The organism is Rahnella sp. AA, assembly GCF_002834385.1.
GTDB lineage: Bacteria > Pseudomonadota > Gammaproteobacteria > Enterobacterales > Enterobacteriaceae > Rahnella.
Map to the genome: position 1 here is coordinate 670767 of NZ_PITQ01000002.1, position 22198 is coordinate 692964.

18 protein-coding genes are annotated in these 22198 nt (G+C 53.3%); 3 read left to right on the forward strand and 15 right to left on the reverse strand.

The window, feature by feature from the left end:
• Positions 1–64: 64 nt before the first annotated feature.
• From CWS43_RS07855 to trmJ, 3 genes are all read right to left on the reverse strand, one after another.
• On the reverse strand, positions 65–1240 hold the full coding sequence (locus tag CWS43_RS07855) for an IscS subfamily cysteine desulfurase (RefSeq protein WP_101076362.1): 1176 nt from the start codon (positions 1238–1240) through the stop codon (positions 65–67).
• 324 nt (positions 1241–1564) lie between these two features.
• The gene (gene iscR, locus CWS43_RS07860) at positions 1565–2059 is read right to left on the reverse strand and encodes a Fe-S cluster assembly transcriptional regulator IscR (RefSeq protein WP_101076364.1); all 495 of its coding nucleotides are present in this window, start codon (positions 2057–2059) and stop codon (positions 1565–1567) included.
• Between the two features lie 217 nt (positions 2060–2276).
• Positions 2277–3014 carry a tRNA (cytosine(32)/uridine(32)-2'-O)-methyltransferase TrmJ gene (gene trmJ / locus CWS43_RS07865; RefSeq protein WP_101076365.1) on the reverse strand — a complete coding sequence of 246 codons (738 nt, stop codon included), beginning with the start codon at positions 3012–3014 and terminating at the stop codon, positions 2277–2279.
• A 126-nt stretch (positions 3015–3140) separates the two neighbouring features.
• On the opposite strand from trmJ, the gene suhB reads away from it, so the two are divergent.
• Positions 3141–3944: an inositol-1-monophosphatase gene (suhB, locus tag CWS43_RS07870; protein ID WP_101076366.1), complete on the forward strand. Its 804-nt coding sequence runs from the start codon at positions 3141–3143 to the stop codon at positions 3942–3944.
• Between the two features lie 99 nt (positions 3945–4043).
• Here suhB and CWS43_RS07875 read toward each other — a convergent pair whose 3' ends face one another.
• Together CWS43_RS07875 and CWS43_RS07880 are read right to left on the reverse strand one after the other, a co-directional pair.
• Entirely contained in the window at positions 4044–5063 is a 1020-nt protein-coding gene (locus tag CWS43_RS07875) for a nickel/cobalt transporter (protein WP_101076367.1), read from the reverse strand.
• The gene (locus CWS43_RS07880; protein WP_369825851.1) at positions 5054–5761 is read right to left on the reverse strand and encodes a DUF1007 family protein; all 708 of its coding nucleotides are present in this window, start codon (positions 5759–5761) and stop codon (positions 5054–5056) included. The genes CWS43_RS07875 and CWS43_RS07880 overlap by 10 nt, the downstream gene beginning before the upstream one ends.
• 145 nt (positions 5762–5906) lie before the next feature.
• On the opposite strand from CWS43_RS07880, the gene csiE reads away from it, so the two are divergent.
• Positions 5907–7187: a stationary phase inducible protein CsiE gene (gene csiE / locus CWS43_RS07885; protein WP_101076368.1), complete on the forward strand. Its 1281-nt coding sequence runs from the start codon at positions 5907–5909 to the stop codon at positions 7185–7187.
• On the opposite strand, the gene CWS43_RS07890 is transcribed toward csiE, so the two are convergent.
• Both CWS43_RS07890 and glyA read right to left on the reverse strand, forming a co-directional pair.
• Positions 7184–8344 (reverse strand): 3-phenylpropionate MFS transporter, encoded by a 1161-nt coding sequence (locus tag CWS43_RS07890; RefSeq protein WP_101076369.1) that lies wholly within the window; start codon positions 8342–8344, stop codon positions 7184–7186. The genes csiE and CWS43_RS07890 overlap by 4 nt on opposite strands.
• 163 nt (positions 8345–8507) lie before the next feature.
• Positions 8508–9761 carry a serine hydroxymethyltransferase gene (glyA, locus tag CWS43_RS07895; protein ID WP_101076370.1) on the reverse strand — a complete coding sequence of 418 codons (1254 nt, stop codon included), beginning with the start codon at positions 9759–9761 and terminating at the stop codon, positions 8508–8510.
• A 399-nt stretch (positions 9762–10160) separates the two neighbouring features.
• On the opposite strand from glyA, the gene hmpA reads away from it, so the two are divergent.
• Positions 10161–11420, forward strand: a complete 1260-nt coding sequence (gene hmpA, locus CWS43_RS07900; RefSeq protein WP_255414153.1) for an NO-inducible flavohemoprotein — start codon at positions 10161–10163, stop codon at positions 11418–11420.
• A 65-nt stretch (positions 11421–11485) separates the two neighbouring features.
• On the opposite strand, the gene CWS43_RS07905 is transcribed toward hmpA, so the two are convergent.
• From CWS43_RS07905 to mrdA, 8 genes are all read right to left on the reverse strand, one after another.
• The gene (locus CWS43_RS07905) at positions 11486–12886 is read right to left on the reverse strand and encodes a cytochrome c (RefSeq protein ID WP_101076372.1); all 1401 of its coding nucleotides are present in this window, start codon (positions 12884–12886) and stop codon (positions 11486–11488) included.
• 10 nt (positions 12887–12896) lie between these two features.
• Positions 12897–14498 (reverse strand): GMC family oxidoreductase, encoded by a 1602-nt coding sequence (locus CWS43_RS07910; protein ID WP_101076373.1) that lies wholly within the window; start codon positions 14496–14498, stop codon positions 12897–12899.
• Positions 14499–14524: 26 nt separating this feature from the next.
• A complete protein-coding gene (locus tag CWS43_RS07915) occupies positions 14525–15046 on the reverse strand; it encodes a sorbitol dehydrogenase family protein (protein ID WP_101076374.1) in 522 nt (173 codons plus the stop codon).
• Positions 15047–15465: 419 nt separating this feature from the next.
• Entirely contained in the window at positions 15466–15804 is a 339-nt protein-coding gene (gene glnB, locus CWS43_RS07920; RefSeq protein WP_013574351.1) for a nitrogen regulatory protein P-II, read from the reverse strand.
• Between the two features lie 154 nt (positions 15805–15958).
• Positions 15959–17296: a two-component system response regulator GlrR gene (gene glrR, locus CWS43_RS07925; RefSeq protein ID WP_101076375.1), complete on the reverse strand. Its 1338-nt coding sequence runs from the start codon at positions 17294–17296 to the stop codon at positions 15959–15961.
• Positions 17293–18066, reverse strand: a complete 774-nt coding sequence (gene qseG / locus CWS43_RS07930) for a two-component system QseEF-associated lipoprotein QseG (RefSeq protein ID WP_232776749.1) — start codon at positions 18064–18066, stop codon at positions 17293–17295. Before qseG ends, glrR begins: the two co-directional genes overlap by 4 nt.
• A gap of 31 nt (positions 18067–18097) precedes the next feature.
• Complete coding sequence (locus tag CWS43_RS07935) at positions 18098–19534, reverse strand: HAMP domain-containing sensor histidine kinase (RefSeq protein ID WP_101076478.1); 1437 nt, start codon at positions 19532–19534, stop codon at positions 18098–18100.
• 709 nt (positions 19535–20243) lie between these two features.
• The gene (gene mrdA / locus CWS43_RS07940; protein WP_101076376.1) at positions 20244–22190 is read right to left on the reverse strand and encodes a penicillin-binding protein 2; all 1947 of its coding nucleotides are present in this window, start codon (positions 22188–22190) and stop codon (positions 20244–20246) included.
• Positions 22191–22198: the final 8 nt, after the last annotated feature.

Genomic DNA, 22198 nt, shown 5'->3' on the forward strand with positions numbered 1-22198 from the left:
GAACGTCTTTTCTTCAATGACAGGTAAATCGCCCTTTAAATAGGGTGGCACTTCACGGTAAATGTCAGGCTTTCGCCGTATAAACCGGCGGCAGTTCACGCAGGCGGCGAACAGATTTCACCACCAGCGCAATCGCATAATCAATTTCTTCTTGCGTCGTCCAGCGCCCCAGGGAGAAACGCAAAGAGGCGTGAGCCAGCTCTTCATTGATACCCAGAGCACGCAAAACGTAAGAAGGCTCAAGGCTGGCGGACGTACAGGCTGATCCGGAGGAAACCGCCAGATCTTTGAGCGCCATAATCAGGGATTCCCCTTCAATACCGGCGAAACTGACGTTCAGAATATTAGGCGCAGCATGTTTGGCAGAACCATTCATAAAGACGCCGTCCAGCACCTGAATGCCGTTCCACAGGCGATCGCGCAACGCTGCCAGACGTTCAACTTCGTCGGTCATTTCCTCTTTAGCGATGCGATAAGCTTCGCCCATACCGACAATCTGATGCACCGGCAACGTCCCGGAACGCATGCCGCGCTCATGGCCGCCACCGTGGATTTGCGCTTCGATGCGGACTTTCGGTTTACGACGCACATACAGCGCGCCGATGCCCTTTGGGCCATAAATCTTATGTGCGGAAAATGACATTAAATCGACCGGCAACTCGCTGAGATCAATCGCGATTTTCCCCACGCTCTGGGTCGCATCCACATGGAACAACACGTCACGACTGCGGCACAGTTCGCCAATCGTCGCGATATCCTGCACCACGCCGATTTCGTTATTCACCTGCATGATGGAGACCAGGATCGTGTCCGGACGCATAGCCGCTTCAATGGCCACCGGCGTGATAAAACCGTCAGCCTGTGGCGCCAGATACGTAACTTCAAAACCTTCGCTTTCCAGCTGATGGCAGGTATCAAGCACCGCTTTATGCTCAGTCTGGCTGGTAATAATGTGTTTGCCTTTCCCGCGCTGCGCGTGCGCCGCACCTTTGATCGCCAGATTATCGGACTCCGTCGCCCCGGAGGTGAATACAATTTCACGCGGATCGGCATTAATCAGTTCGGCAATCTGGTTGCGCGCCACATCCACCGCCTCCTCGGCCTGCCAGCCAAAACGGTGAGACCGTGAAGCCGGATTACCGAAAGTACCGTCCAGTGTCAGACACTGCATCATTTTCTCGGCGACGCGCGGATCAACCGGCGTAGTGGCAGAGTAATCGAGATAAATAGGTAATTTCATGGCAGGCAAGCTCCGGACTGCGCGTTCTGTTTCGAACGAAAGAATGAAAAAAACGACACCCAGTTTAAAACGGCTTCACGAATTCTTAAAAGGGAAATGATGTTTTACGGGCACTAAACGGTAAGTATTGGCGTCTGAAAATGCAAAAACCCGCGGAAATGTGAATTCCCACGGGCTTCTTAAAACATAAATTCTCAGCATTCCCTAAATCATTCGTGTTGCATCAAGGCGGCAACGGAGCAAATCCCCGGGAGCATACAGTAGTATGTGACCGGGGGTTTGCGACGGCAGCCAACGCCGGGGCAGCGCGAAGGATGACGGGGATTAGGCTCTGAGATTTACGTTGATCGTCTCCATCTGACGGCCATTCGGCTGACGACGGATTTCACCGTTCTGACGGTCGGCCACTTCCAGGATTTCCTGGTTGTTGACCAGCTCTGCCAATGTGATGTTGTTGAGGAAACCGCTGATGCGCTCGCTCAGATCACGCCACAACGTGTGCGTCAGGCAACGTTCGCCATTCTGGCAGCCTTCTTTACCCTGACAACGGGTGGCATCGACAGATTCGTCAACGGCAGTAATTACCGCGCCAACCGCGATATCACCGGAATCTTTGCCCAGCAGATAACCACCGCCCGGACCACGAACACTGGCAACCAAACCATTTTTACGTAAACGCGAGAACAACTGCTCCAGATAAGAAAGAGAAATACCCTGACGCTCAGAAATATCAGCCAGTGGTACTGGTCCTTCCTGTGAATGCAGTGCAACGTCGAGCATAGCGGTCACGGCATAACGGCCTTTGGATGTCAGTCTCATAGCATGGTTACCTGTTTTAAATGACTTTTAAAAACGCACGGATGCGGTTGATGCAAATGAGTCTGACATTCCCGAGTAAATCAGTCAACTATTTAACCGAGTAATTTACTCAAGTATTACACTGAGGAAAAACAGGCGTTTTTGCCTCCACGAATGAAGGCATTACAACACAATGATTCACATAACAAAAAACGTCTTAATAACCCCCAAAACAGGCTTATTCTTTGTTGTTATGAGTCTTTTCAATCGACGTCAGAATGCCGCGAAGGATGTTCAATTCCTGAGATTCAGGTCGCGCACGGGTAAACAGACGGCGTAATTTACTCATTACCTGACCCGGATGTGCCTGACGAATGAAGCCAGTTTCCAGCAGCGTCTGTTCCAGATGCTGGTAAAAACGTTCCAGATCGTCGACCAGCGGATACGGCGATTCTTCGTATTCCACCTGCGGTGTGGCAGCTTCCAGCAAAGCCAGATGTGCAACGCGAACTTCATACGCAATAATCTGCACGGCCATCGCCAGATTCAGCGAGCTGTATTCGGGGTTCGCCGGAATGCAGACATGATAGTTACATTTTTGCAGTTCTTCGTTGGTCAGCCCGACGCGTTCGCGCCCGAAGACCAGCGCAACCGGCGCAGTTTGTGCCGCTTTGGCGCTGTGCTCACCGCATTCACGCGGCTCAAGCATCGGCCACGGCAACGTACGGGAACGCGCACTGGTGCCGATCACCAGGCTACAACCAGAAAGGGCTTCATCCAGCGTATCAACGATGGTGGCGTTGCCGATCACATCGCTGGCACCGGCGGACAAAGAGATGGCCTGAGAATCAGGTTTCACCAGCGGATTCACCAGATAAAGGCTTGATAAGCCCATCGTTTTCATGGCACGGGCAGTAGAACCCATGTTACCGGTGTGGGACGTTTCAACTAAGACAATGCGGATATTAGGCAGCATACAAACTCTGGGCAGACGGAAAATCATAACAGCCTAACACAACGGTAGTTAATTTTCAGAACCCCTGCTATACTGCGCGCCGTTTCCCGTATTCCCGTTCTTTAACATCCTAGTTGGAAGATATCCATGCATCCGATGCTCACCATCGCCGTGCGCGCTGCGCGCAAGGCCGGTAACCTGATTGCCAAACATTACGAAACGCCAGACTCTGTAGAAGCTACTCAAAAAGGTACCAACGATTTTGTTACCAATGTAGATCGCGATGCAGAACACATGATTATCGATGTCATTCGCAAATCCTACCCAAAACACACCATCATCAGTGAAGAGTGTGGCGAGCTGGAAGGCGAAGACAAAGATGTACAATGGATTATCGACCCGCTGGATGGCACCACCAACTTCGTTAAACGCTTCCCACATTTCGCTGTTTCTATCGCCGTGCGCATCAAAGGCCGCACTGAAGTCGCGGTAGTTTATGATCCAATGCGCAACGAACTGTTCACCGCAACCCGTGGTCAGGGCGCACAGCTGAACGGTTACCGTCTGCGCGGCACTAACGCGAAAGATCTCGACGGCACCATTCTGGCGACCGGTTTCCCGTTCAAAGCCAAACAACACGCAAAAAGCTACATGAACGTCGTGGGCAAACTGTTCACCGAATGTGCAGATTTTCGTCGCACCGGTTCTGCTGCGCTGGATCTGGCTTACGTCGCTGCTGGCCGCGTTGACGGCTTCTTCGAAATCGCCCTGAAGCCCTGGGATTTCGCCGGTGGCGAACTGCTGGTTCGTGAATCAGGCGGCGTTGTGACTGACTTCGTTGGCGGCCACAACCATTTCTCTTCCGGTAACATCGTTGCCGGTAATCCACGCGTCGTTAAAGGTATTCTGATGACCATGCGTGATGAACTGAGCGAAGCGCTGAAGCGTTAATTTCGTCGGTTTCGGGTCGTAAGACCCAGAAAAAACGGACGTCCATTGATTGGGCGTCCGTTTTTTTATGTCTGCGGTTCAGGATTGGCAGCGAGAAGATTAACGCCCGAAAGGCCCGCCGGTGATCGGAGAAACATCACCGCCGCCGGTGCTGAAGAGCAAAATACCCACCACCAGCAACACAATCCCGCCGGTCAGTGCCAGCAAAGACCAGGCGATGCGCTGCCACGCGGCAGGCGTCCGGCTTGCGCTCAGTTTCACCGCCAGTGAGCGGCTGTAAAAAACCAGTACGCCGATGAGTGACACGGTCAGCGACGTACCGATGGCCATCGTGATGGCAGAAATCACGCCCCAGCTGTAAACGCCGATCACTTTGGAGAACAGCAGAACCATGATTGCGCCGGAGCACGGACGCAGCCCCATCGCCAGCACAATCGCGATTTGCGTGCGTAAATCACCGCCCGCCTGAAGCTGCTGATCGCTCGGCACGTGCTGATGCCCGCAGCCACAGTGTTCGTCATGAACATGCGGCTGAGCGCCCAGCGGAGAAAGGCGGTTAATGCGCATGGCCGGTGCTGGCTGCAAACGTTTGATCGTCTGCCAGACCCGTTTAAGTGCCCGCCAGCACAGCAACAACCCAAGTAAAATCACCAGAATGAAACTGCCCCGCTCCATCCAGAAACTGCTCTGATGAAGCTGGCGTGAAGAAAGCTGCAAGACACCAAGCACCACGCTGACCAGTAAAATCGCCACCAACCCCTGCACAATGGCGGAGGCAAACGTCAGTTTCAGGCTGTTTTTCAGGCGTGACGGATGGGTTGCCAGATAGGTCGTGATAACGATTTTTCCGTGCCCCGGCCCGATGGCGTGAACCACACCATAAATCAGGCTGAAACCCGCCAGCGTCATGCCTGCCTGTAACGGATTTTCTTTCACCTGCCGCAAAAGCCCCGCCAGTTCCTGATGCAAATCCCGCTGCCAGATAATGCTGCTGAGCAGAATTCGCGGCCAGAAGTGGAACAGCGCAAACGCCCCGCCCGCCAGCAGGATCGTAAATACCACCAGCGGCCATAAATCCCGCCAGGAGAAGGTTTTCGGTGGGGTTGAAATTAATGACATTCGAGCGTGACCTTCTGGGCAAATTGCTGACCAAGATCCATGTCTTCCGGCGGCGCATCGGCCTTATCCAGCGACAACGCATAGCTTTGCAGCGAGGCGTCCGGTTTCGGGGTAAACAGCGCCAGCGTGCAGCGTTTTTCCAGATCCGGCGGAAGGTGCAGCGCGTTTTTGTCTTTGTACGTCATATCCACAAAATAGGAGGGATCGAAGGTCGAAAACTGCATCGGTTTACCCGCCAGCGGTTGCGGGTGCGCCAGCGGAAGCACGAACTCCAGCACCGCCTGATCGCCTTTGCGGGAAAGCGCATATTCACTGGGTAGATCGAGATATTTCATCGGTTTGCCTTCGCGGTAGAAATCGGTGAAATAGTGCTGGCTGAGCACCCGTGCCATGACTTCTGCCGCCAGTTTCTTCCAGACCTCCGATCCCGCTTTAGCATTTTTCGCGTCATACAGCAGATCGGCGGAGGTGATTTCGTCCATCGTCCAGACCATTTTCAGCCCGGTCAGCGACGTTGCGTCCGCCACCAGCGTGGTCTGCATATCAATAAAACTGTGCGGATGCGCCAGCACGCTGGCTGGCAGGCACATGAGCGCTAAACCCAGCCATTTTGCACAACGGAAAACAGGCCGGTTCCTGGCTTTGTTCAAGGTCATCTCCCTGTAAAGCGCCTTCATATTGTTACTAAGTAACAGCATTTTGCTGTGCATTTAAGCGGTCGTCAAAAATATCTGTGATCTGAGTTGTAAGCCGGAGTAAAACCCAATACCCGCGCCATATTGCAGGCTTTCGCTTTGCTATGCTTGACTAATAATTTCAGGCTAAACAGTTACAGAAGGTGATATGACTCCAGAAAAACAGCCCTCTCCTGCGCTTTCCGCTACGCAACGCCGGTGCCACGTGTTGCTGATGCTGTACGCGCCGCTGACGGCGGTTCAACTGGAGATCATCAGCGAAATTAACGGCGTCGGATTATGTACAACGTGGGAAGATCTGGCCGAAGTCACCTGCGAAATCCAGCGGATCCATCATCTGGATGTATTGCAGTACAGCGAGAGAGAGTGCCGGATCCAGGGCGATCAGCTCGCCCAGCGGCTGTGCCTGTTTCAGGGATTGCGCCGCACATTACGCATTTCTCCTGATTTTGTTTCCCGCCATTTTATCCCGTGGCTGCACATCGCTTTTGAAGGCCAGTCTTGCCCTAAAGCGGTACTACGAACGGATATCCTGGGCATGATCGTTGAGGACGGCACCGCACTGCTGCCAAAGCCGCTTAGCCAGCACGACCGCCAGCTGATGCAGATTTGCCTGCAGTATTGTTTATGGCAAAACGACCGGCCCACCGGCTTACATTTCACCGAACAGCAGCGGCGCTGGTTGCGTGAAAAACCGGAATACCCGGCGGCACGTGAGATTTTTATTCAGTTGCAGAGCCTCAGCAATGGTTTGCTGGATGACGGCGAATGCGAATTTTTCACCCTGATGCTGCGCATGTTAAAAAATCACAGCTATCAGAGTTCCGGTTCAACGGAAGATCAGCGTCTGCGGCTGGAAGTTGAAAATATGGTGGCAAGCTTTCAGGAAGTCGCTGGTATGAAATTTAGCAGCTACGAAGGGCTGGTTGGGCAACTTTTCGCCCATCTCGGCCCGGCGATTGAGCGCTGCCATTTCAGTCTGGGTATCGATAATCTGATGCAGGAAGAAGTAAACCGGATGTATCCGCGCCTGGTGAGGACAACCCGTGAGGCGCTGAAAGGGTTTGAACACGAATATCTGATCAGCCTTTCAGAAGATGAAATCGGATTGGTGGCAATTACGTTTGGTGCCTGGCTGATGCAGGGGAATGCCTTACAGGAAAAACAGATTTTGCTGCTGACGCACGACAATCCGCAACTGGAAGAAGCGGTCGAGCAACAACTGCGCGAAGCCACGCTGCTGCCGCTCAATATCAAGTATCAGACGCTGGCGGATTTTTATCAGTTCGGCGCGCCGGGCGGCGTGGCGATGATTGTCACGCCTTACGCCATCCGCAGCACCGACGCCGATCCTTTAGTCATCCACACTCAGCTGCCGCTGGCGAAAGAGCAGCGAAAACGTATCCGCTCGCTGCTCGAAGCGCCCTAGCTGGCTGTCTCAGCCGGTGCTGAAGGTGTGACGTTCGGGCGCAGGAAAATCGCCGGAACCGCCAGCAGCGCCATCACCCAGAATAATCCGGCGTGAAGATGCTCGAAAAGGAAGCCGGAAACCATCGTCATAATGGCCACGCCGCCGCCCATCGCCAGCGCGGAATAAACCGACTGCAACCGGATCACCTGATCGCGCGGACGCGAAGCGATGAAACGCATACCCGCCAGATGGCAAACGGTGAACGTGCCGCAGTGCAGGATCTGAACCACGATCAGCCACGGCAGCGCGGTAAATTCCCCCATCATGCCCCAGCGGACCACACCGCATACCGCCGACAACAACAGCAAATCCCGCGCCGACCAGCGCCGGAACAGCTGATGGCTGAAGGTAAAGACCAGAACTTCCGCCACCACGCCCAGCGACCATAAATACCCGATGGTCGTTGAGGAATAGCCGACGTCCTGCCAGTAAATCGCGCTGAATCCGTAATACGCCGCGTGCGCCCCCTGCAATAACGTGACGCACAGCAGGAACCGCCAGACCGGTTTTTCGCCCAGTAACGCTTTCCATGAAATGGTCGGCGCGCCGCTTTCGCGCGGTTCACCCACCGGTTTCACGCTCGGGCGCAATAACATGCCGAGCAGCATCGCTGCGATACCTGCCGTCAGCGTATACAAAATCGCGTTATGGCCGTAAACCTCGACCAGCTTGCCGGTCACCGCTGATCCGATGACGAACGCAATCGAACCCCAGACACGCACTTTGCCGTAATCCATATTGATCTGGCGTTGCAGCGTGCCCGCTAAAGCATCGGTCAGCGGCACTAACGGCCCGAAAAATAAGCTGAAACCGGCAATGTTGATCATCAGCCACGCCCAGCCGTTGCCAAACCAGAACCCGACGGCAAACGCCAGCGTGAGCAAGGCCAGAATACGCAGGCCGGTAATGAGATGAGACGGGTCTTTAATCGACGGAGAGATAATTAACGTGCCGAGAAAACGGGCGACTAACCCGGCACCGAGCAACAGGCCGATGCTTTCGGAGGAAATCCCCTCGCCTTTTAGCCATAAGCCCCAGAAGGGAAGAAAAATGCCGTAACTGAAAAAATAGGTGAAATAACTGAGTGCAAGCCAGCGCGTGGAACGCAATTCCATAAATCCTCCGGTGTGAGGCCAATACTTTGACAAAGCTCACAATCGCTAGCAATCCGCAGACGCATTCCGACTCCCGTAATGTCTGCCAGCTCACAAATTCTGATACATGCCCATAAAAAAACCCGCCGTAGCGGGTTTTAGCAGCTCAACGGCTCCGCAAATATTATGCGTAAACCGGGAAGCGTGCACAGATATCGAGAACTTTCTGTTTAACGCGTTCGATAGTCGCTTCGTCGTTCACGTTGTCCAGCACGTCACAGATCCAGCCAGCCAGTTCACGGACTTCAGCTTCTTTGAAGCCGCGACGGGTGACAGCAGGCGTACCGATACGTACACCAGAAGTGACAAACGGGCTCTTCGGATCGTTTGGCACACTGTTCTTGTTCACGGTGATGTTCGCGCGGCCCAGAGCGGCATCGGCTTCTTTACCGGTCAGGTTTTTATCGACCAGATCCATCAGGAACAGGTGGTTGTGCGTACCGCCGGAAACCACGTTGTAGCCACGTTCCAGAACCACAGCAACCATCGCCTGCGCGTTTTTAGCAACCTGTTGCTGGTACGCTTTGAACTCAGGTTCCATCGCTTCTTTCAGTGCTACCGCTTTACCGGCAATCACGTGCATCAGCGGGCCGCCCTGGCCGCCAGGGAATACGGCAGAATTCAGTTTTTTGTAGAACTCTTCGCTGCCGCCTTTCGCCAGAATCAGACCGCCGCGAGGGCCAGCCAGCGTTTTGTGCGTGGTGGTCGTGACGATGTGTGCGTGTGGAACCGGGTTCGGGTAAACGCCCGCAGCAATCAGACCGGCAACGTGTGCCATATCGACGAAGAAGTACGCACCAACGCTGTCTGCGATTTCACGCATTTTTGCCCAGTCAACGATACCGGAGAAGGCTGAGAAGCCGCCGATGATCATTTTTGGTTTGTGTGCTTCGGCCTGACGCTTAACGTCGTCATAGTCGATGTCGCCGCTTTCGTTGATGCCGTAAGGCACCACGTTATAGAGCTTACCGGACAGGTTGACCGGAGAACCGTGCGTCAGGTGACCGCCGTGCCCGAGGTTCATCCCCAGAATGGTGTCGCCCGGTTGCAGCAATGCGGTGTAAACCGCGAAGTTAGCCTGTGAGCCGGAGTGTGGCTGAACGTTAGCGAAATCAGCACCGAACAATTCTTTTGCACGGTCGATAGCCAGTTGTTCAACGATGTCGACGTACTCACAACCACCGTAATAACGTTTGCCCGGATAGCCTTCGGCATATTTGTTGGTCAGCTGCGAACCCTGAGCCTGCATCACGCGCGGGCTGGTGTAGTTTTCTGACGCAATCAGCTCGATATGTTCTTCCTGACGAACAACTTCTTTTTCCATTGCTGCCCACAGCTCAGCATCATAATCGGCAATGTTCATTTCACGCTTTAACATCCGCATCTCCTGACTCAACAAACTAAAATAAACGCCCCTTACGGGTTCTGCGCAACAGTGTAAATGTTTAGGCGGCCTTCGGATAGGGTCAGTTTCAGGTTTTTAAGCAAACGATTGGCTCCAGATGCAGCAAGGCTTTGATCTGCGAACCTCTGCCCATAATCAAGGGAATTTTATTCACCTGAACATGTTCAAATTTCAGCTTTGTGAGATATCCCGCACCGGAAATTACCCGTACCTCTTTAGGGGGTGTTTACAGAAATAGGGGGTTTATATAAGATGTATTTAAAATACATGTTATTACTTTTCATTCTAAATAACCTCAAAGTCATGGGAGCTACGGCAAGGCGGCAATCGAAAGAATTCCGATGAGCTGACCTGAGTCAGTGATTCGGATTATTGAGGGCAGCTAACGCAGCAGCAGTTTCAAGGACGAAGAGGAAGGAGTTCACTATGCTAGATGCACAAACTATCGCAACCGTTAAATCCACTATTCCTTTGCTCGCGGCAACCGGCCCGAAACTGACGGCTCACTTCTACGATCGCATGTTCGCGCACAACCCTGAACTGAAAGACATCTTCAATATGAGCAATCAGCGTAATGGCGATCAGCGTCAGGCGCTGTTTGACGCCATCTGCGCTTATGCTGCGAATCTCGAAAATCTGGCGGCGCTTTTACCCGCTGTGGAACGCATCGCGCAGAAACACACCAGTTTTATCATTCAGCCGGAGCAGTACAACATTGTCGGCGAACACCTGCTGGCAACGCTGGATGAAATGTTCAGCCCGGGTCAGGAAGTGCTGGATGCGTGGGGTAAAGCCTACGGCGTGCTGGCGGGTGTATTTATCAATCGCGAAGCGGAAATCTATAAAGAAAGCGCCGAAAAAACCGGTGGCTGGAGCGGCACCCGTGAATTCCGTATTGCGGAGAAACAGCCGCAAAGCGAACTGATTACCTCTTTCCTGCTGGAACCTGTCGATGGCAAGCCGGTGGCGGATTTTCAGCCGGGGCAGTATCTGGCCGTGTATATCCGTGACGCATCACTGGAAAATCAGGAAATCCGTCAGTATTCCCTGACGCAGGCACCGAACGGTAAAACGTACCGTATTGCGGTAAAACGTGAAGGTCAGGGCGCGGTTTCTAATTTCCTGCATAACTTTGCGCTGCCGGGCGACATTATTCATCTCGCCGCGCCGCACGGTGATTTCTTCATGGACGTCAGCGAAACCACGCCGGTCGCGCTGATTTCCGCCGGTGTCGGCCAGACACCGATGTTAGGTATGCTCAGCACGCTGGCGCAGCGCGGCCATAAAGCGCCGGTTCAGTGGCTGCACGCCGCCGAAAATGGCGCGGTTCATGCGTTTGCCGGTGAAGTGAAAAGCGCACAGACACAACTCCCGCAGCTGGAAAGCCATGTCTGGTATAACCAGCCGCAGGAAAGCGATTTACCCGGTGGCTTTTCACCAGAAAATAAGTTCCAGTATCAGGGGCTGATGGATCTGAGCAAAGTCAGCGATAAAATCAGCAATCCGGCGATGCACTTCTACCTGTGCGGCCCGGTGGGTTTCATGCAGTTTGCCGCAAAACAACTGCTGGCACTGGGCATTGCCGAAGCCAACGTTCACTACGAATGCTTCGGCCCGCATAAAGTCATCTGATAGCCGTTGAAAAAGAAAAGGCTGGCACACAATGCCAGCCTTTACGCTTACTGTCTCAGTATAAATTAATGACGGCGACGACGCACAAAGAACAGTGCAATCAGCAGGATAACGACCAGTCCCGCAATCCCCATTCCCCAGTGCGCCAGTTCCAGCAACGGCGAAGGCTTACCGCCCGCACGCAATTCTTTCACCCGTTCAGACGTAACTTTAGCCTGATCGTTACCGAACTGCTGCAACAACTGGTTACTGAGCGTAGCGATCTGCGTATCTGACAGCAAATGGTCAAAAGCGGGCATCGCCACATCTTTACTTTCAGCCCCTCGCTGCACGCCATGCAAAATGGCCATCACCAGATTATCGCTGTTCAGGTGGCCAAGCGCGGTGTTATTGATTAGCGAAGGTAACCCGCCATCTTTACTGCCACGCCCGTCAGGCTGATGACAACTGGCGCAATAGCCGTCGTACACCTGCCAGCCGGTCATTTTATCGGCATCTGCCGGGCGTGGAACGCCGCGCAGATTATCAACATAATTCGCCGGTGTGCCGAACTGATCCGCCGCTTTCGCCTGCCCTTCCTGGCTGACCGGTGTGGTTTGCTTCAGCCAGACCGCAATTGCCTGCAAATCACTGTCACTGAGATGGCTTAAGCTGTGGTCGATAGCTTCGGCCATCGGCCCTGCTGCCTGCGCTTTGCCCGGTGCATGTCCGGTTTTCAGATAACCGGCGATTTCATCAGTACTCCAGTTGCCAATACCGCTAACCGTATCCGGAGTAATGTTCGGCGCATACCAGGTGCCCAGGCTGCTGCCACTCAGCGCTTTATCCCCCTGCTCCGCCATCAGTGCGTTACGTGGCGTGTGGCAGGTGCTGCAATGTTCCAGCGCCTCGCCAAGATACGCGCCCCGGTTTACCTGCTCGCTTTTTGCCGGATCGGATTTGAACACGCCTTTATCAAGGAACAGCAAATTCCAGCCTGCCATCGACAAACGGATATTGAACGGGAACGGCAGCGCCGTTGGCGTTGAAGGCGCATCAACCGGCTGTACACTCTGCATAAAATAGGCGTATAGCGCTTTCATGTCGTCATCACTGATTTTGGCGTAAGAAGTGTAGGGCATGGCCGGATACAAATTCGCACCGTCGCCGCGCACGCCGTCACGCACTGCATGTTCAAATTGTTCCAGCGTATAATTGCCGATACCGTCCTTTTTCGATGGCGTGATATTGCTCGAATAAATAGTGCCCAGCGGCGTCGCCAGCCCGAGCCCGCCTGCAAACGGCTTGCCGCCTTCGGTCGAGTGGCAGGCCACGCAGTCACCGGCCACCGCGACGTATTCACCTTTCCTGATCAACGCATCCTGCTCCGGGGATAATGTCGCGTGCGCCACACCCGCGGTCAGGCTCAGGCCAAAGGCCAGCAGCACGCCCGTCAGACGTTTTTGAGATAAACGATTCAGAGTCATGTCAGTCAGCCTATAGCGCAGTTTTGGCAAGATGGTCAGCAGTGCGTAGCGCCAGTGCGACGGCGGTCAACGTAGAATTGACCGTGGCCGACGTCGGCATAACACCGGTGCTGGTGATGAACAGATTTTCATGGTCGTGCGTACGCCCGAACGCATCCACCACGGAATCTTTCGGGTCATGCCCCATGCTCATCGTGCCAGTAATATGCTGGTTATTGCCGTAAACGCCTGGCTTACTGAAACGCAAATTAGTGCCGCCCATTAACCTGGCAATCTCGGTGTACTCTTTCACGGCTCGCGCCATACCGCGATGCACGTAATCGTCCATGTGGTAAATTGCCGCCGGTTTCGGGATGCCCAGTTTGTCTTTTTTATCGCTGAGAATGATGCGGTTATCGTAGTTCGGTAACTGTTCCATCACGTTTTTCAGGCTGGTCTGATGCGATGCGCGGCGACGGATTTCATTGTCCAGACTAATGCCGTAAACACCTTCGGCCAGCAGATCCTGCGTCACGGACTGCACCTGCGAAGAGTTGGCGATATCAATACGGAATGAGGCGTAATCTTTGCGGAAATCACCATCACGCAAGCTATTGATAGACGCCGGGCTCATCGGTCCACGGCCTGCCCACAGCGGCTCCTCTGTTTCAAAAGTCAGTGAGTTACTCGGGTGATCCATCAGGTGGCGCCCTACAGTGCCAGAGCTGTTTGCCAGCCCGTCGGGGTATTTATCACTGGCGGAAATCAGCAGCAGTTTCGGGCTTTCAATTCCGTTAGCCGCCAGAACAAAGTTTTTCGCCGTAACTTTATGCTCACCCTTATCCGGATCGTAATAATGTGCAGCAACAATGCGGCCTTTTTCGTCATGTTCCAGGCGGTAAACCACTGCACTGGTAATCAGTTTTGCGCCCGCGGCTTCGGCAGCCTGTGCCGCGATGCCGCCGTGGTATTGCGCATCGATCGGACAAATCGGCATGCAGTTATTATTGCCACAGCAGGCAGGACGTCCGTCATAATTGCGGCTGTTACGCGCGGTAGTATTGACGATCACGTCATAACCGCCCGGTGCCAGACGTTCACGAAAACGTTGTTGCAACCAGGATTCCGCCACCGGTTCCATCGGGAACGGCTGCGTGCGCGGTGAACCATTGTTGGGTGCACCGGATACCCCCATTTTAACTTCAGCTTCGTAGTAAAACGGTTCCAGCTCCTCGTACGACAACGGCCAGTCACGCCCGACCCCGTAGAGCGTTTTAATCTTCATATCATTAGGCAACACGCGCCACGCCTGCGCCGCCCAGTGCCAGGTGGTGCCGCCCATAATGCGGATATATTCTGCCGGGAACGGATATGGCCCCTGCTGTTGCAGGTAATCATTATCTTCGGGTTTATAAACCGGATGCGGCGACCAGTCTGAATACGGGTACGGTGACATAAAGTCTTTTTTGCGCGGCGAATTACGGAAGTTCTCAGTGAGCGTACCGCGATCAATACGCGGCCCGGATTCAAGAATAATGACCGATAAGCCCTGTTTTGCCAGACGCTGTGCGACCAGCGAGCCGCAGATCCCCGAGCCGATAACAACGACATCGGCAGAAAGTTGTTCACTCATTGCTTAACCCTTTTTGAACGTTATTTTCAGGCAGGCTGTTTAGCCCAGGTACCGTAAGCGCCGTAGGCATAGCTCGGCGGATTGAGGTGATCGCGTACCGCGACATTCATCAGGGCATTTTCATAAGCCAGACAGACGGCCTGTTTGCCGTCACCGACCACGCCGAGATACCACGCCTGCAAGATGCTGCGTGGCAATTTCGCCAGTGCGGGCTGCTGCGCATCGAGCGCTTTTTGCAGACTGGCGGCGTCAATATGATTTGCCGAGACAAACGCCTGTAATGCCTGAACCTGAGCAGTAAAATCCGGGTACAGCTGCAACATGGTCTGGTAATAGCGTTCAGAAAGAGCCGGATCCAGCTGGTCATGGCCGGTCAGATACTGTGAAAGTTGAGTGAAATCCTGTTTGGCCTGAGACAATCCGGCGACGGGTGCTGCGTAGGCCGGGCTGAGCAGGAGTTTGTTCATCAGGGGAACAGAAAGCGCGGCTAATGCGCCCCCTAAAAATACGCGCCGGGAAATGCGTATGGGTTTTTCTTGTTGTGACATTGCAAAGCCTTCTGAATGGGTGTGAAAACCACGATCAACGGAAGATCAATCCACACCAGTCCGGCTGTCAGGTACTTTCACCCTGAATTGTTTTAGTCGGTGACTACAACGTATCTGACAAGTTATTTGAACTGGTATAACAACAAATGTGATTTTACTCTCATTTTTTCAATGAAGTCACAATAAAAACCCCACAAACTTTACAAAAACACAACAAATAGCATTTTTTGTGGTTATCCGGAAATAGAAAACCGACAGTTCAAATCGAAAGTATTAAGAGTAAAAGCGCGAAAAAAACAGAGGATTAATGAGGGATTTGTATAAAAACGGGTTGGTATAACAAGATGAGAAGGGAAAGGAAGGAGAACTACGGAGGGGTTCAAAGCCGGTGAGCTCAGGCTACCGGCTATGAGAAAATATTAGATTGCTTCTTCGTCCTGCTCGCCGGTGCGGATACGTACCACACGCGCCACGTCGAATACGAAGATTTTACCGTCGCCGATTTTACCGGTTTGCGCAGTGGTCATTATTGTTTCCACGCAGGTATCCACAATGTCATCCGCAACAACAATTTCGATTTTCACTTTCGGAAGGAAATCGACCATGTATTCAGCACCACGGTACAGCTCAGTATGACCTTTCTGACGGCCAAAGCCTTTCACTTCGGTCACAGTCATCCCGGTAATCCCAACTTCGGCCAGTGCTTCACGGACATCGTCGAGTTTGAATGGCTTGATAATCGCATCAATCTTTTTCATGGCGGACCCTTATAATCATTCGTTTGCTCTCCGCCTTCCTGAGCGGCAGCATGGTTCACAGTCTGGTTTCGGATGCCTGAGGCATGCGAAGGCGCTAAAGGTATCATAGTTCAGCGGCAGGAATGTACCCGAAGCCTCTGAAAGTAAATTCCCGTTACTCTTTAAAATCGGTCGCTTCTAACGCGTGGCGTGACAGCAACTTGTAAAATTCGGTGCGGTTGCGCCCGGCAATCCTGGCAGCCTGAGTGACATTGCCTTTGGTGATTTGCAACAATTTACGCAAATAATTCAGTTCGAACTGATTACGCGCATCCGCAAACGTCGGCAACGCGGTGTTTTCCCCTTCAAGCGCCTGTTGTACCAGCGCTTCGCTGATCACCGGCGCGGAAGTCAACGCCACGCACTGCTCAATCACGTTCACCAGTTGGCGTACATTTCCCGGCCAACCTGCGGCCATCAGCCGTTTCAGCGCATCCGTGGAAAAACTGCGGACAAAAGGTTTATGCCGCTGTGCCGCAACGCGTAGCAAATGGTTGGCCAGCAGCGGGATGTCTTCCGCCCTTTCGCTCAGGGTCGGCAATTTCAGGCTCACCACATTAAGCCGGTAGAACAGATCTTCGCGAAATTCGCCTTTCTCCATTGCTTTGGGCAAATCACGGTGCGTAGCGGAAATAATCCGCACATCAACATCCACGTCCTGATTGCTGCCGAGCGGGCGCACTTTGCGCTCCTGCAATACACGCAGCAGTTTTACCTGTAACGACAGCGGCATGTCGCCAATTTCATCGAGAAATAACGTGCCGCCCGTTGCCGCCTGGAACAGCCCTTCCCGGCTGCTCACCGCGCCCGTAAATGCGCCTTTAGCGTGGCCGAATAATTCAGACTCCAGCAACTGTTCCGGCAAAGCGCCGCAGTTAATGGCGATAAAAGCTTTCTTGCCGCGCGGGCTGGCACCGTGAATCGCCTGCGCCAGCACTTCTTTCCCCGTCCCGCTCTGGCCGTTAATCAGTACACTGACGTCGGACTGTGCCACCATGTTGGCCTGTTCCAGCAACCGCAACATCAGCGGGCTGCGGGTAACGATCGACTCACGCCAGCTTTCATCAGCAGAAGGGCTGGACTGCGCCAGCGCTTCATCGATAGCTTTATACAGCGCATCACGGTCAACCGGTTTAGTCAGAAAACTAAATACTCCCTGCTGCGTGGCAGCAACGGCGTCTGGGATAGAACCGTGAGCCGTCAGAATGATCACCGGCATGCCGGGCTGAAATTTCTGGATCTCAGCAAACAGCGCCATACCATCCATTTCATCCATGCGTAAATCACTCAATACCAGATCGATACGTTCACGATGTAGCACGCGCAGTGCCTCAGCGCCGCTTTCCGCCGTCGTAACACGAAACCCCTCACTGGTAAGCCGCATGCCCAACAGCTTTAGCAGGCTGGGATCGTCATCAACCAGCAGCAAGCTGGCAGCTTTGCGTAACGTCATTTTGCGTTTTGATCCTTAGCAGGCGTATAGGTCTCAGAAGGTTTCACCGCATTCACAGACGTCGGTTTCGCGGCGGTGCTGGCGTCGTTATCCGGCAAATCGCCCTGAATCTGCTTGCGTGAGGAAAGCTGACGCTCAATGTCAGTCAGGTTTTCCAGCTTGCGGCGCGTATCGGCAAGATTGTTTTCCAGCACCACCTGCCCGGCGGCCATTGTCTGAATTTTCTCTTCATTCACTGCCTGCTGACGGGCATTGCGGGCTTTTTCATCGCCCAGCACCACCTGCAGATTCTGGCGTTCACGCCACAACTGCACCAGCGGCCGGATCTGCCCCGGCATCTGGCCACGATATTCACTCACTTTGGCCAGCAACGTACGGCGCTGCTGCTGATCGGGATCAGCTCCCGACAGCAAAATGCTTTGTTTAAACACCTGATCCCAGCGGGTCGCGGGGATCTGTTGTGCCTGGAATCGCGCCTGGGCATCGCTCATGCGATCGGCGCAGTCCATCGCCCGTAGCCAGTAAAGAGAGTTACTCATGGCTTCGCTGTCATCAAGTGTCCAGAGGGTTTCACAAGGCGCAATGCGAAAGTCGATGACTTTGCTGTCCGGCACAATCTGATCAGACACCTGCTGGTAGTAACGGTTGTCGGCGGAATGTGACACACAGCCCGCCAGCACCAGCGGTACGCTCACCAGGAGGGCCCGTTTGCGCAGTACAGCCCGCACCAGGCGGGCGGTAATTTGGGTCATTAGGGTGAATGCGCTCATTGGTCGCACCCGCCTGCAAATAGCATCATTATTATTTCTTCTCAGCCGTCAGGGGTAATTCAATGCGAAAACATACGTCCGCATCCTCAACGGCAACCAGTTGCAGCTCTCCATGCATACGGCGAATGCAGTCCTGAGCAATGCTCAATCCCAGACCGCTGCCTTTTACAGCCCCTTTTCTTTGCTGGCTACCCTGGTAAAAAGGTTCAAAAATCATCGCATGCTCAGCTTGCGGGATCGGGGTTCCGGTGTTCGCCACCTCAATAATCACCCGCCCTGCTTCTTCCCGGCTGCGGACCCAAATAGTACCGGATTCGGCCCCGTAGTGCACCGCATTGGAATAGAGATTATCCAGTACCCGCTTGAGCAAAGTGGGCTCTGCCAGACACTGCGGCGCCTCGACTGACACTTCAGTGCGGATCTTTTTGGCGCGGGCCGGCAAGCTGTTAGCTGCGACAACATCATCGACCAGTGCGTTAAGGCTGACGGCCACGCTGAGCGTGGGCGCATCCGCCAGTTTGCGGTTGTAATCGAGCAACTGTTCAATCAGGGTTTGTAAATGGCGGCTGCTGTTATTGAGGATCGCCACCACGTCTTTTTGATCCGGCGTCAGCGGGCCGGCAACTTCATCCGCCAGCAATTCGGTGCCTTCGCGCATACTGGCGAGCGGAGTTTTCAGCTCATGTGAAATATGGCGCAAAAATTCATGACGCTGCGACTCCAGCCAGGCCAGACGTTCACTCAGCCAGACGATGCGCTGAACCAGAGAACGGATTTCACGCGGGCCTTTAAAACGCATCACATCCCCCAGATTGCGTCCTTCACCCAGCCGGTTGATCATACGCTCTACGCCCTTAACCGGGCCGATAATCATGCGGGTGAACAAGACGACCAGCGCGCCGCTGAGCAGAAAAAGCACCAGCGCCTGCCAGCCGAAAAACTGGCCGCGTTCGGCAATAGCATGCTGCAGCTGCTGGCCGCGTGAAAACACGACTTCGCGGGTGGCTTGCACCATTTCAGCATTCGTACGGGAGAAATTCTCAAGGCGCGCAGATGAGTCAGCATCGGGGGCGTTATTACGGCAGGTGGGTTCCGTGAGTTGTGTCAGCAGCGTGCGCAGCGTCTGGTAATAGCGTAAATCGGGCAATACTGCGGCGTGAGCATCCAGCAACTGCGCGTATTGTTTATGCTGATTCTGATAGAGGCGAAAGAGCGTCGGATCATCAAGTACGCAATACTGGCGGTAGCTGCGTTCCATCTCCAGTGCAATGCTGGACATCGATTCGCTGCGGCGTGCGTCAATGAGCGTGGTGCGGTTGATCCGCGCCGCCTGGCGGCTTAGTTGATCCAGACTGTCATAAGCCTGATAGGCCAGCACCAGCAATGGCAACAGAACCAGCAGGAAAGCCATCAGCACCAGCTGACGTAAAGAACCGGGGAATAAACGTCCTCTTTTCAACGCATTCATCTCATTGACCACAGATAAAGTCATGCTAGCTGACAACGGTTTGAACAGCCAGTGCCACAGAGGAAGTGATAGCGATAAGGGGCAGGAGGGGGGTTCGCAGAATTAACTTCCTGAATACCCAAAAGGATATTCAGGAGGTTGGAAGAGGTGGTGCCTCACTCAACGTGTCGTTCGATGCTTGATAACGTGCTTGCGCAACGATTATCGGTCAGGTGAACGATAGGCACCGTTTCTTTGGCGTCATTCGGACATTATGAGCATATCAACGCTTTCGCGTGAGCCAATCATAATCAGGTGAATGAGCAACTGCCATAATCTAGCAGAATACATGCCAACATTAAAATATAAATTTTATATGCATGTATTAAAAGAGTATTTTTATTGAAAATTATTTTCAGACATATGCACAACGCATTTTTACCGATGAAAAAACACTCACACTGTCGCCACAACCCAACACTTTTAACTTAACTTAATTTAATCATTTAAAATCAAAGCGTTAAATGTCTCAAAATGGAGACAGTAAAACTTCCGGCTGTCTCCATTTTATGACATACCAGCCCGGATACCGCGTCAGTGGTTAAGCACTGCTTTCTTTCGCTGTTGCTTGTGGGCATACATTGCCCGGTCGGCTTCTGTCAGCAATACATGAACTGACGCGTGTGCTCATGGTTGGTATTCATCAGCAGCGGGTGAACAAGCACCCGTCTTAATGTTCACTAAAGCCCAGCGAATTAGGCGCAGGGGCCGGCTGTTCGCAGTCTGCCGGATTATCGGCTTTCGCCGGATCACACGTCGTCGCCTGCGGCGGCAGGAAAATATGATCCAGGATCGCACGGGCTGTTGGCCCGGCCACAACGCCATCACCGCCGCCATTTTCCATAATCAGCGCCATCACTACTGTAGGATGTTTATAAGGTGCAAACGCCGTATAGAAGATGTGGTCACGCAAGCGAACCGGCGTCATTTTGGCGTTATAGACCTGATTCTCACGCAGGCTGAAAACCTGTGATGTCCCGGATTTGGCCGCAATCTGATAAGGCGCCGTATGGAAAAGCTTATAACCTGTACCGTTCGGGAAGTTTGCCATTCCGAACATACCGTTTTTCACAATGCCCCAGATGGGCGATTTGGGATCAGCAATCTGCTGTGTCGGCGGCATTTTATAAGGCGTGATCACTTTACCGCTTTTTGATGAATACAGCAGATGCGGCGTTTCCAGTTTACCGTTGTTCACCAGCGCACTCAGCGCACGCACCATCTGAATCGGCGTTGCGACCCAGTAGCCCTGGCCGATACCCACTGAAACGGTATCGCCCTGGAACCATCCTTTCTTGTGGACTTTTAGCTTCCATTCCCGGCTTGGGAGCACACCGTTATATTGCTCGTCGAGATCAATACCGCTGGATTGCCCGTAGCCAAATTTGCTCAGCCAGGTATGAATACGGTCGATCCCCATTTCATACGCAACCTGATAAAAGAAAGTATCCGCCGACTCTTCGATCGCTTTGGTCACATTCAGCAGGCCATGGCCTGTTTTCAGCCAGTCGCGATAATGGCGTGTGGTTCCCGGTAATGTCCATGTCGGTGCACCAAAGAATGTCGTTTGCGGAGTGATCACCCCTTCAAACAGCGCTGAGGTTGCCATAAACGGTTTCACCGTTGAAGCCGGAGGATAGAGCCCCTGCGTCACACGGTTGATCAGTGGCAAGTCCGGGTTCTTCAATAGCGCGCTGTATTCTTTGCTGGAAATACCGTTCACGAACGGGTTCGGATCATAACTCGGGCTGGATACCATTGCTTTAATCCCCCCGTCGCGCGGATCCATCACCACAACGGCTGCGCGCTGGCCTTTCAGCACTTTTTCGATGTATTGCTGTAAACCCAGATCCAACGTCAGATAGATATTTTGTCCGGCCTGAGGCGGTACTTCTTTCAGCAAACGCACCACATGCCCATGGTTATCCACTTCGACTTCCTGATAGCCGGTGCGACCATGCAGAATGTTTTCATAATACTTTTCAACGCCCTGCTTACCGATATCGTGGTCAGCCGCGTAATTCTCCGCAATGCCTTCAGCATCGAGCCGCTTGGCATCTTTATCATTTATTTTAGAAACATAGCCCACGACATGCGCCAGCTCAGCACCGTAAGGATAACGACGTTGCTGATAAGTGCTGATGGAGACACCTGGAAAATCAAACTGATTCACGGAAAAGCGGGCGACTTCCACATCTGTCAGCGCCAGCTTTAATGGGATCTGTGCGAAACGGCGGCCATGGAGCATGGCATCATGGAAGTTGGTGATATCGTCTGGCGTCAGATCGACAATCGGTTTTAAAGCTTCCAGCGTGGCTTTAAGATCTGGCACTTTACCGGGGATCACCAGAAGCTGGTACAGGGTAATATTTTGCGCCAGCACGACACCATTGCGATCCATGATCAACCCACGACTCGGAGCGATCGGCAGCATTTTTATATCATTCTGATTCGACCGGGTCTGATAAAAATCATGCATGCCCACCTGTAAATGGTACAGGTTGAACACCAGTGCAGACGACAGGAGGATCACGACCAGAAATGCGATCACGGCACGACGAACGAAAAGGACGGACTCGGCGGTATGGTCGCGGATTTCGTCGTTAAGTAAGGCCATAAGCGGGC

Coding starts and splice junctions, on each gene's coding strand:
- glyA (WP_101076370.1), bottom strand. CDS start 9,761: ATGTTAAAGCGTGAAATGAACATTGCCGATTATGATGCTGAGCTGTGG.
- glnB (WP_013574351.1), bottom strand. CDS start 15,804: ATGAAAAAGATTGATGCGATTATCAAGCCATTCAAACTCGACGATGTC.
- CWS43_RS07915 (WP_101076374.1), bottom strand. CDS start 15,046: ATGTCACAACAAGAAAAACCCATACGCATTTCCCGGCGCGTATTTTTA.
- glrR (WP_101076375.1), bottom strand. CDS start 17,296: ATGACGTTACGCAAAGCTGCCAGCTTGCTGCTGGTTGATGACGATCCC.
- CWS43_RS07875 (WP_101076367.1), bottom strand. CDS start 5,063: ATGTCATTAATTTCAACCCCACCGAAAACCTTCTCCTGGCGGGATTTA.
- suhB (WP_101076366.1), top strand. CDS start 3,141: ATGCATCCGATGCTCACCATCGCCGTGCGCGCTGCGCGCAAGGCCGGT.
- CWS43_RS07880 (WP_369825851.1), bottom strand. CDS start 5,761: ATGCTGTTACTTAGTAACAATATGAAGGCGCTTTACAGGGAGATGACC.
- CWS43_RS07890 (WP_101076369.1), bottom strand. CDS start 8,344: ATGGAATTGCGTTCCACGCGCTGGCTTGCACTCAGTTATTTCACCTAT.
- CWS43_RS07855 (WP_101076362.1), bottom strand. CDS start 1,240: ATGAAATTACCTATTTATCTCGATTACTCTGCCACTACGCCGGTTGAT.
- csiE (WP_101076368.1), top strand. CDS start 5,907: ATGACTCCAGAAAAACAGCCCTCTCCTGCGCTTTCCGCTACGCAACGC.
- CWS43_RS07905 (WP_101076372.1), bottom strand. CDS start 12,886: ATGACTCTGAATCGTTTATCTCAAAAACGTCTGACGGGCGTGCTGCTG.
- trmJ (WP_101076365.1), bottom strand. CDS start 3,014: ATGCTGCCTAATATCCGCATTGTCTTAGTTGAAACGTCCCACACCGGT.
- CWS43_RS07935 (WP_101076478.1), bottom strand. CDS start 19,534: ATGAATGCGTTGAAAAGAGGACGTTTATTCCCCGGTTCTTTACGTCAG.
- mrdA (WP_101076376.1), bottom strand. CDS start 22,190: ATGGCCTTACTTAACGACGAAATCCGCGACCATACCGCCGAGTCCGTC.
- iscR (WP_101076364.1), bottom strand. CDS start 2,059: ATGAGACTGACATCCAAAGGCCGTTATGCCGTGACCGCTATGCTCGAC.
- CWS43_RS07910 (WP_101076373.1), bottom strand. CDS start 14,498: ATGAGTGAACAACTTTCTGCCGATGTCGTTGTTATCGGCTCGGGGATC.
- qseG (WP_232776749.1), bottom strand. CDS start 18,066: ATGAGCGCATTCACCCTAATGACCCAAATTACCGCCCGCCTGGTGCGG.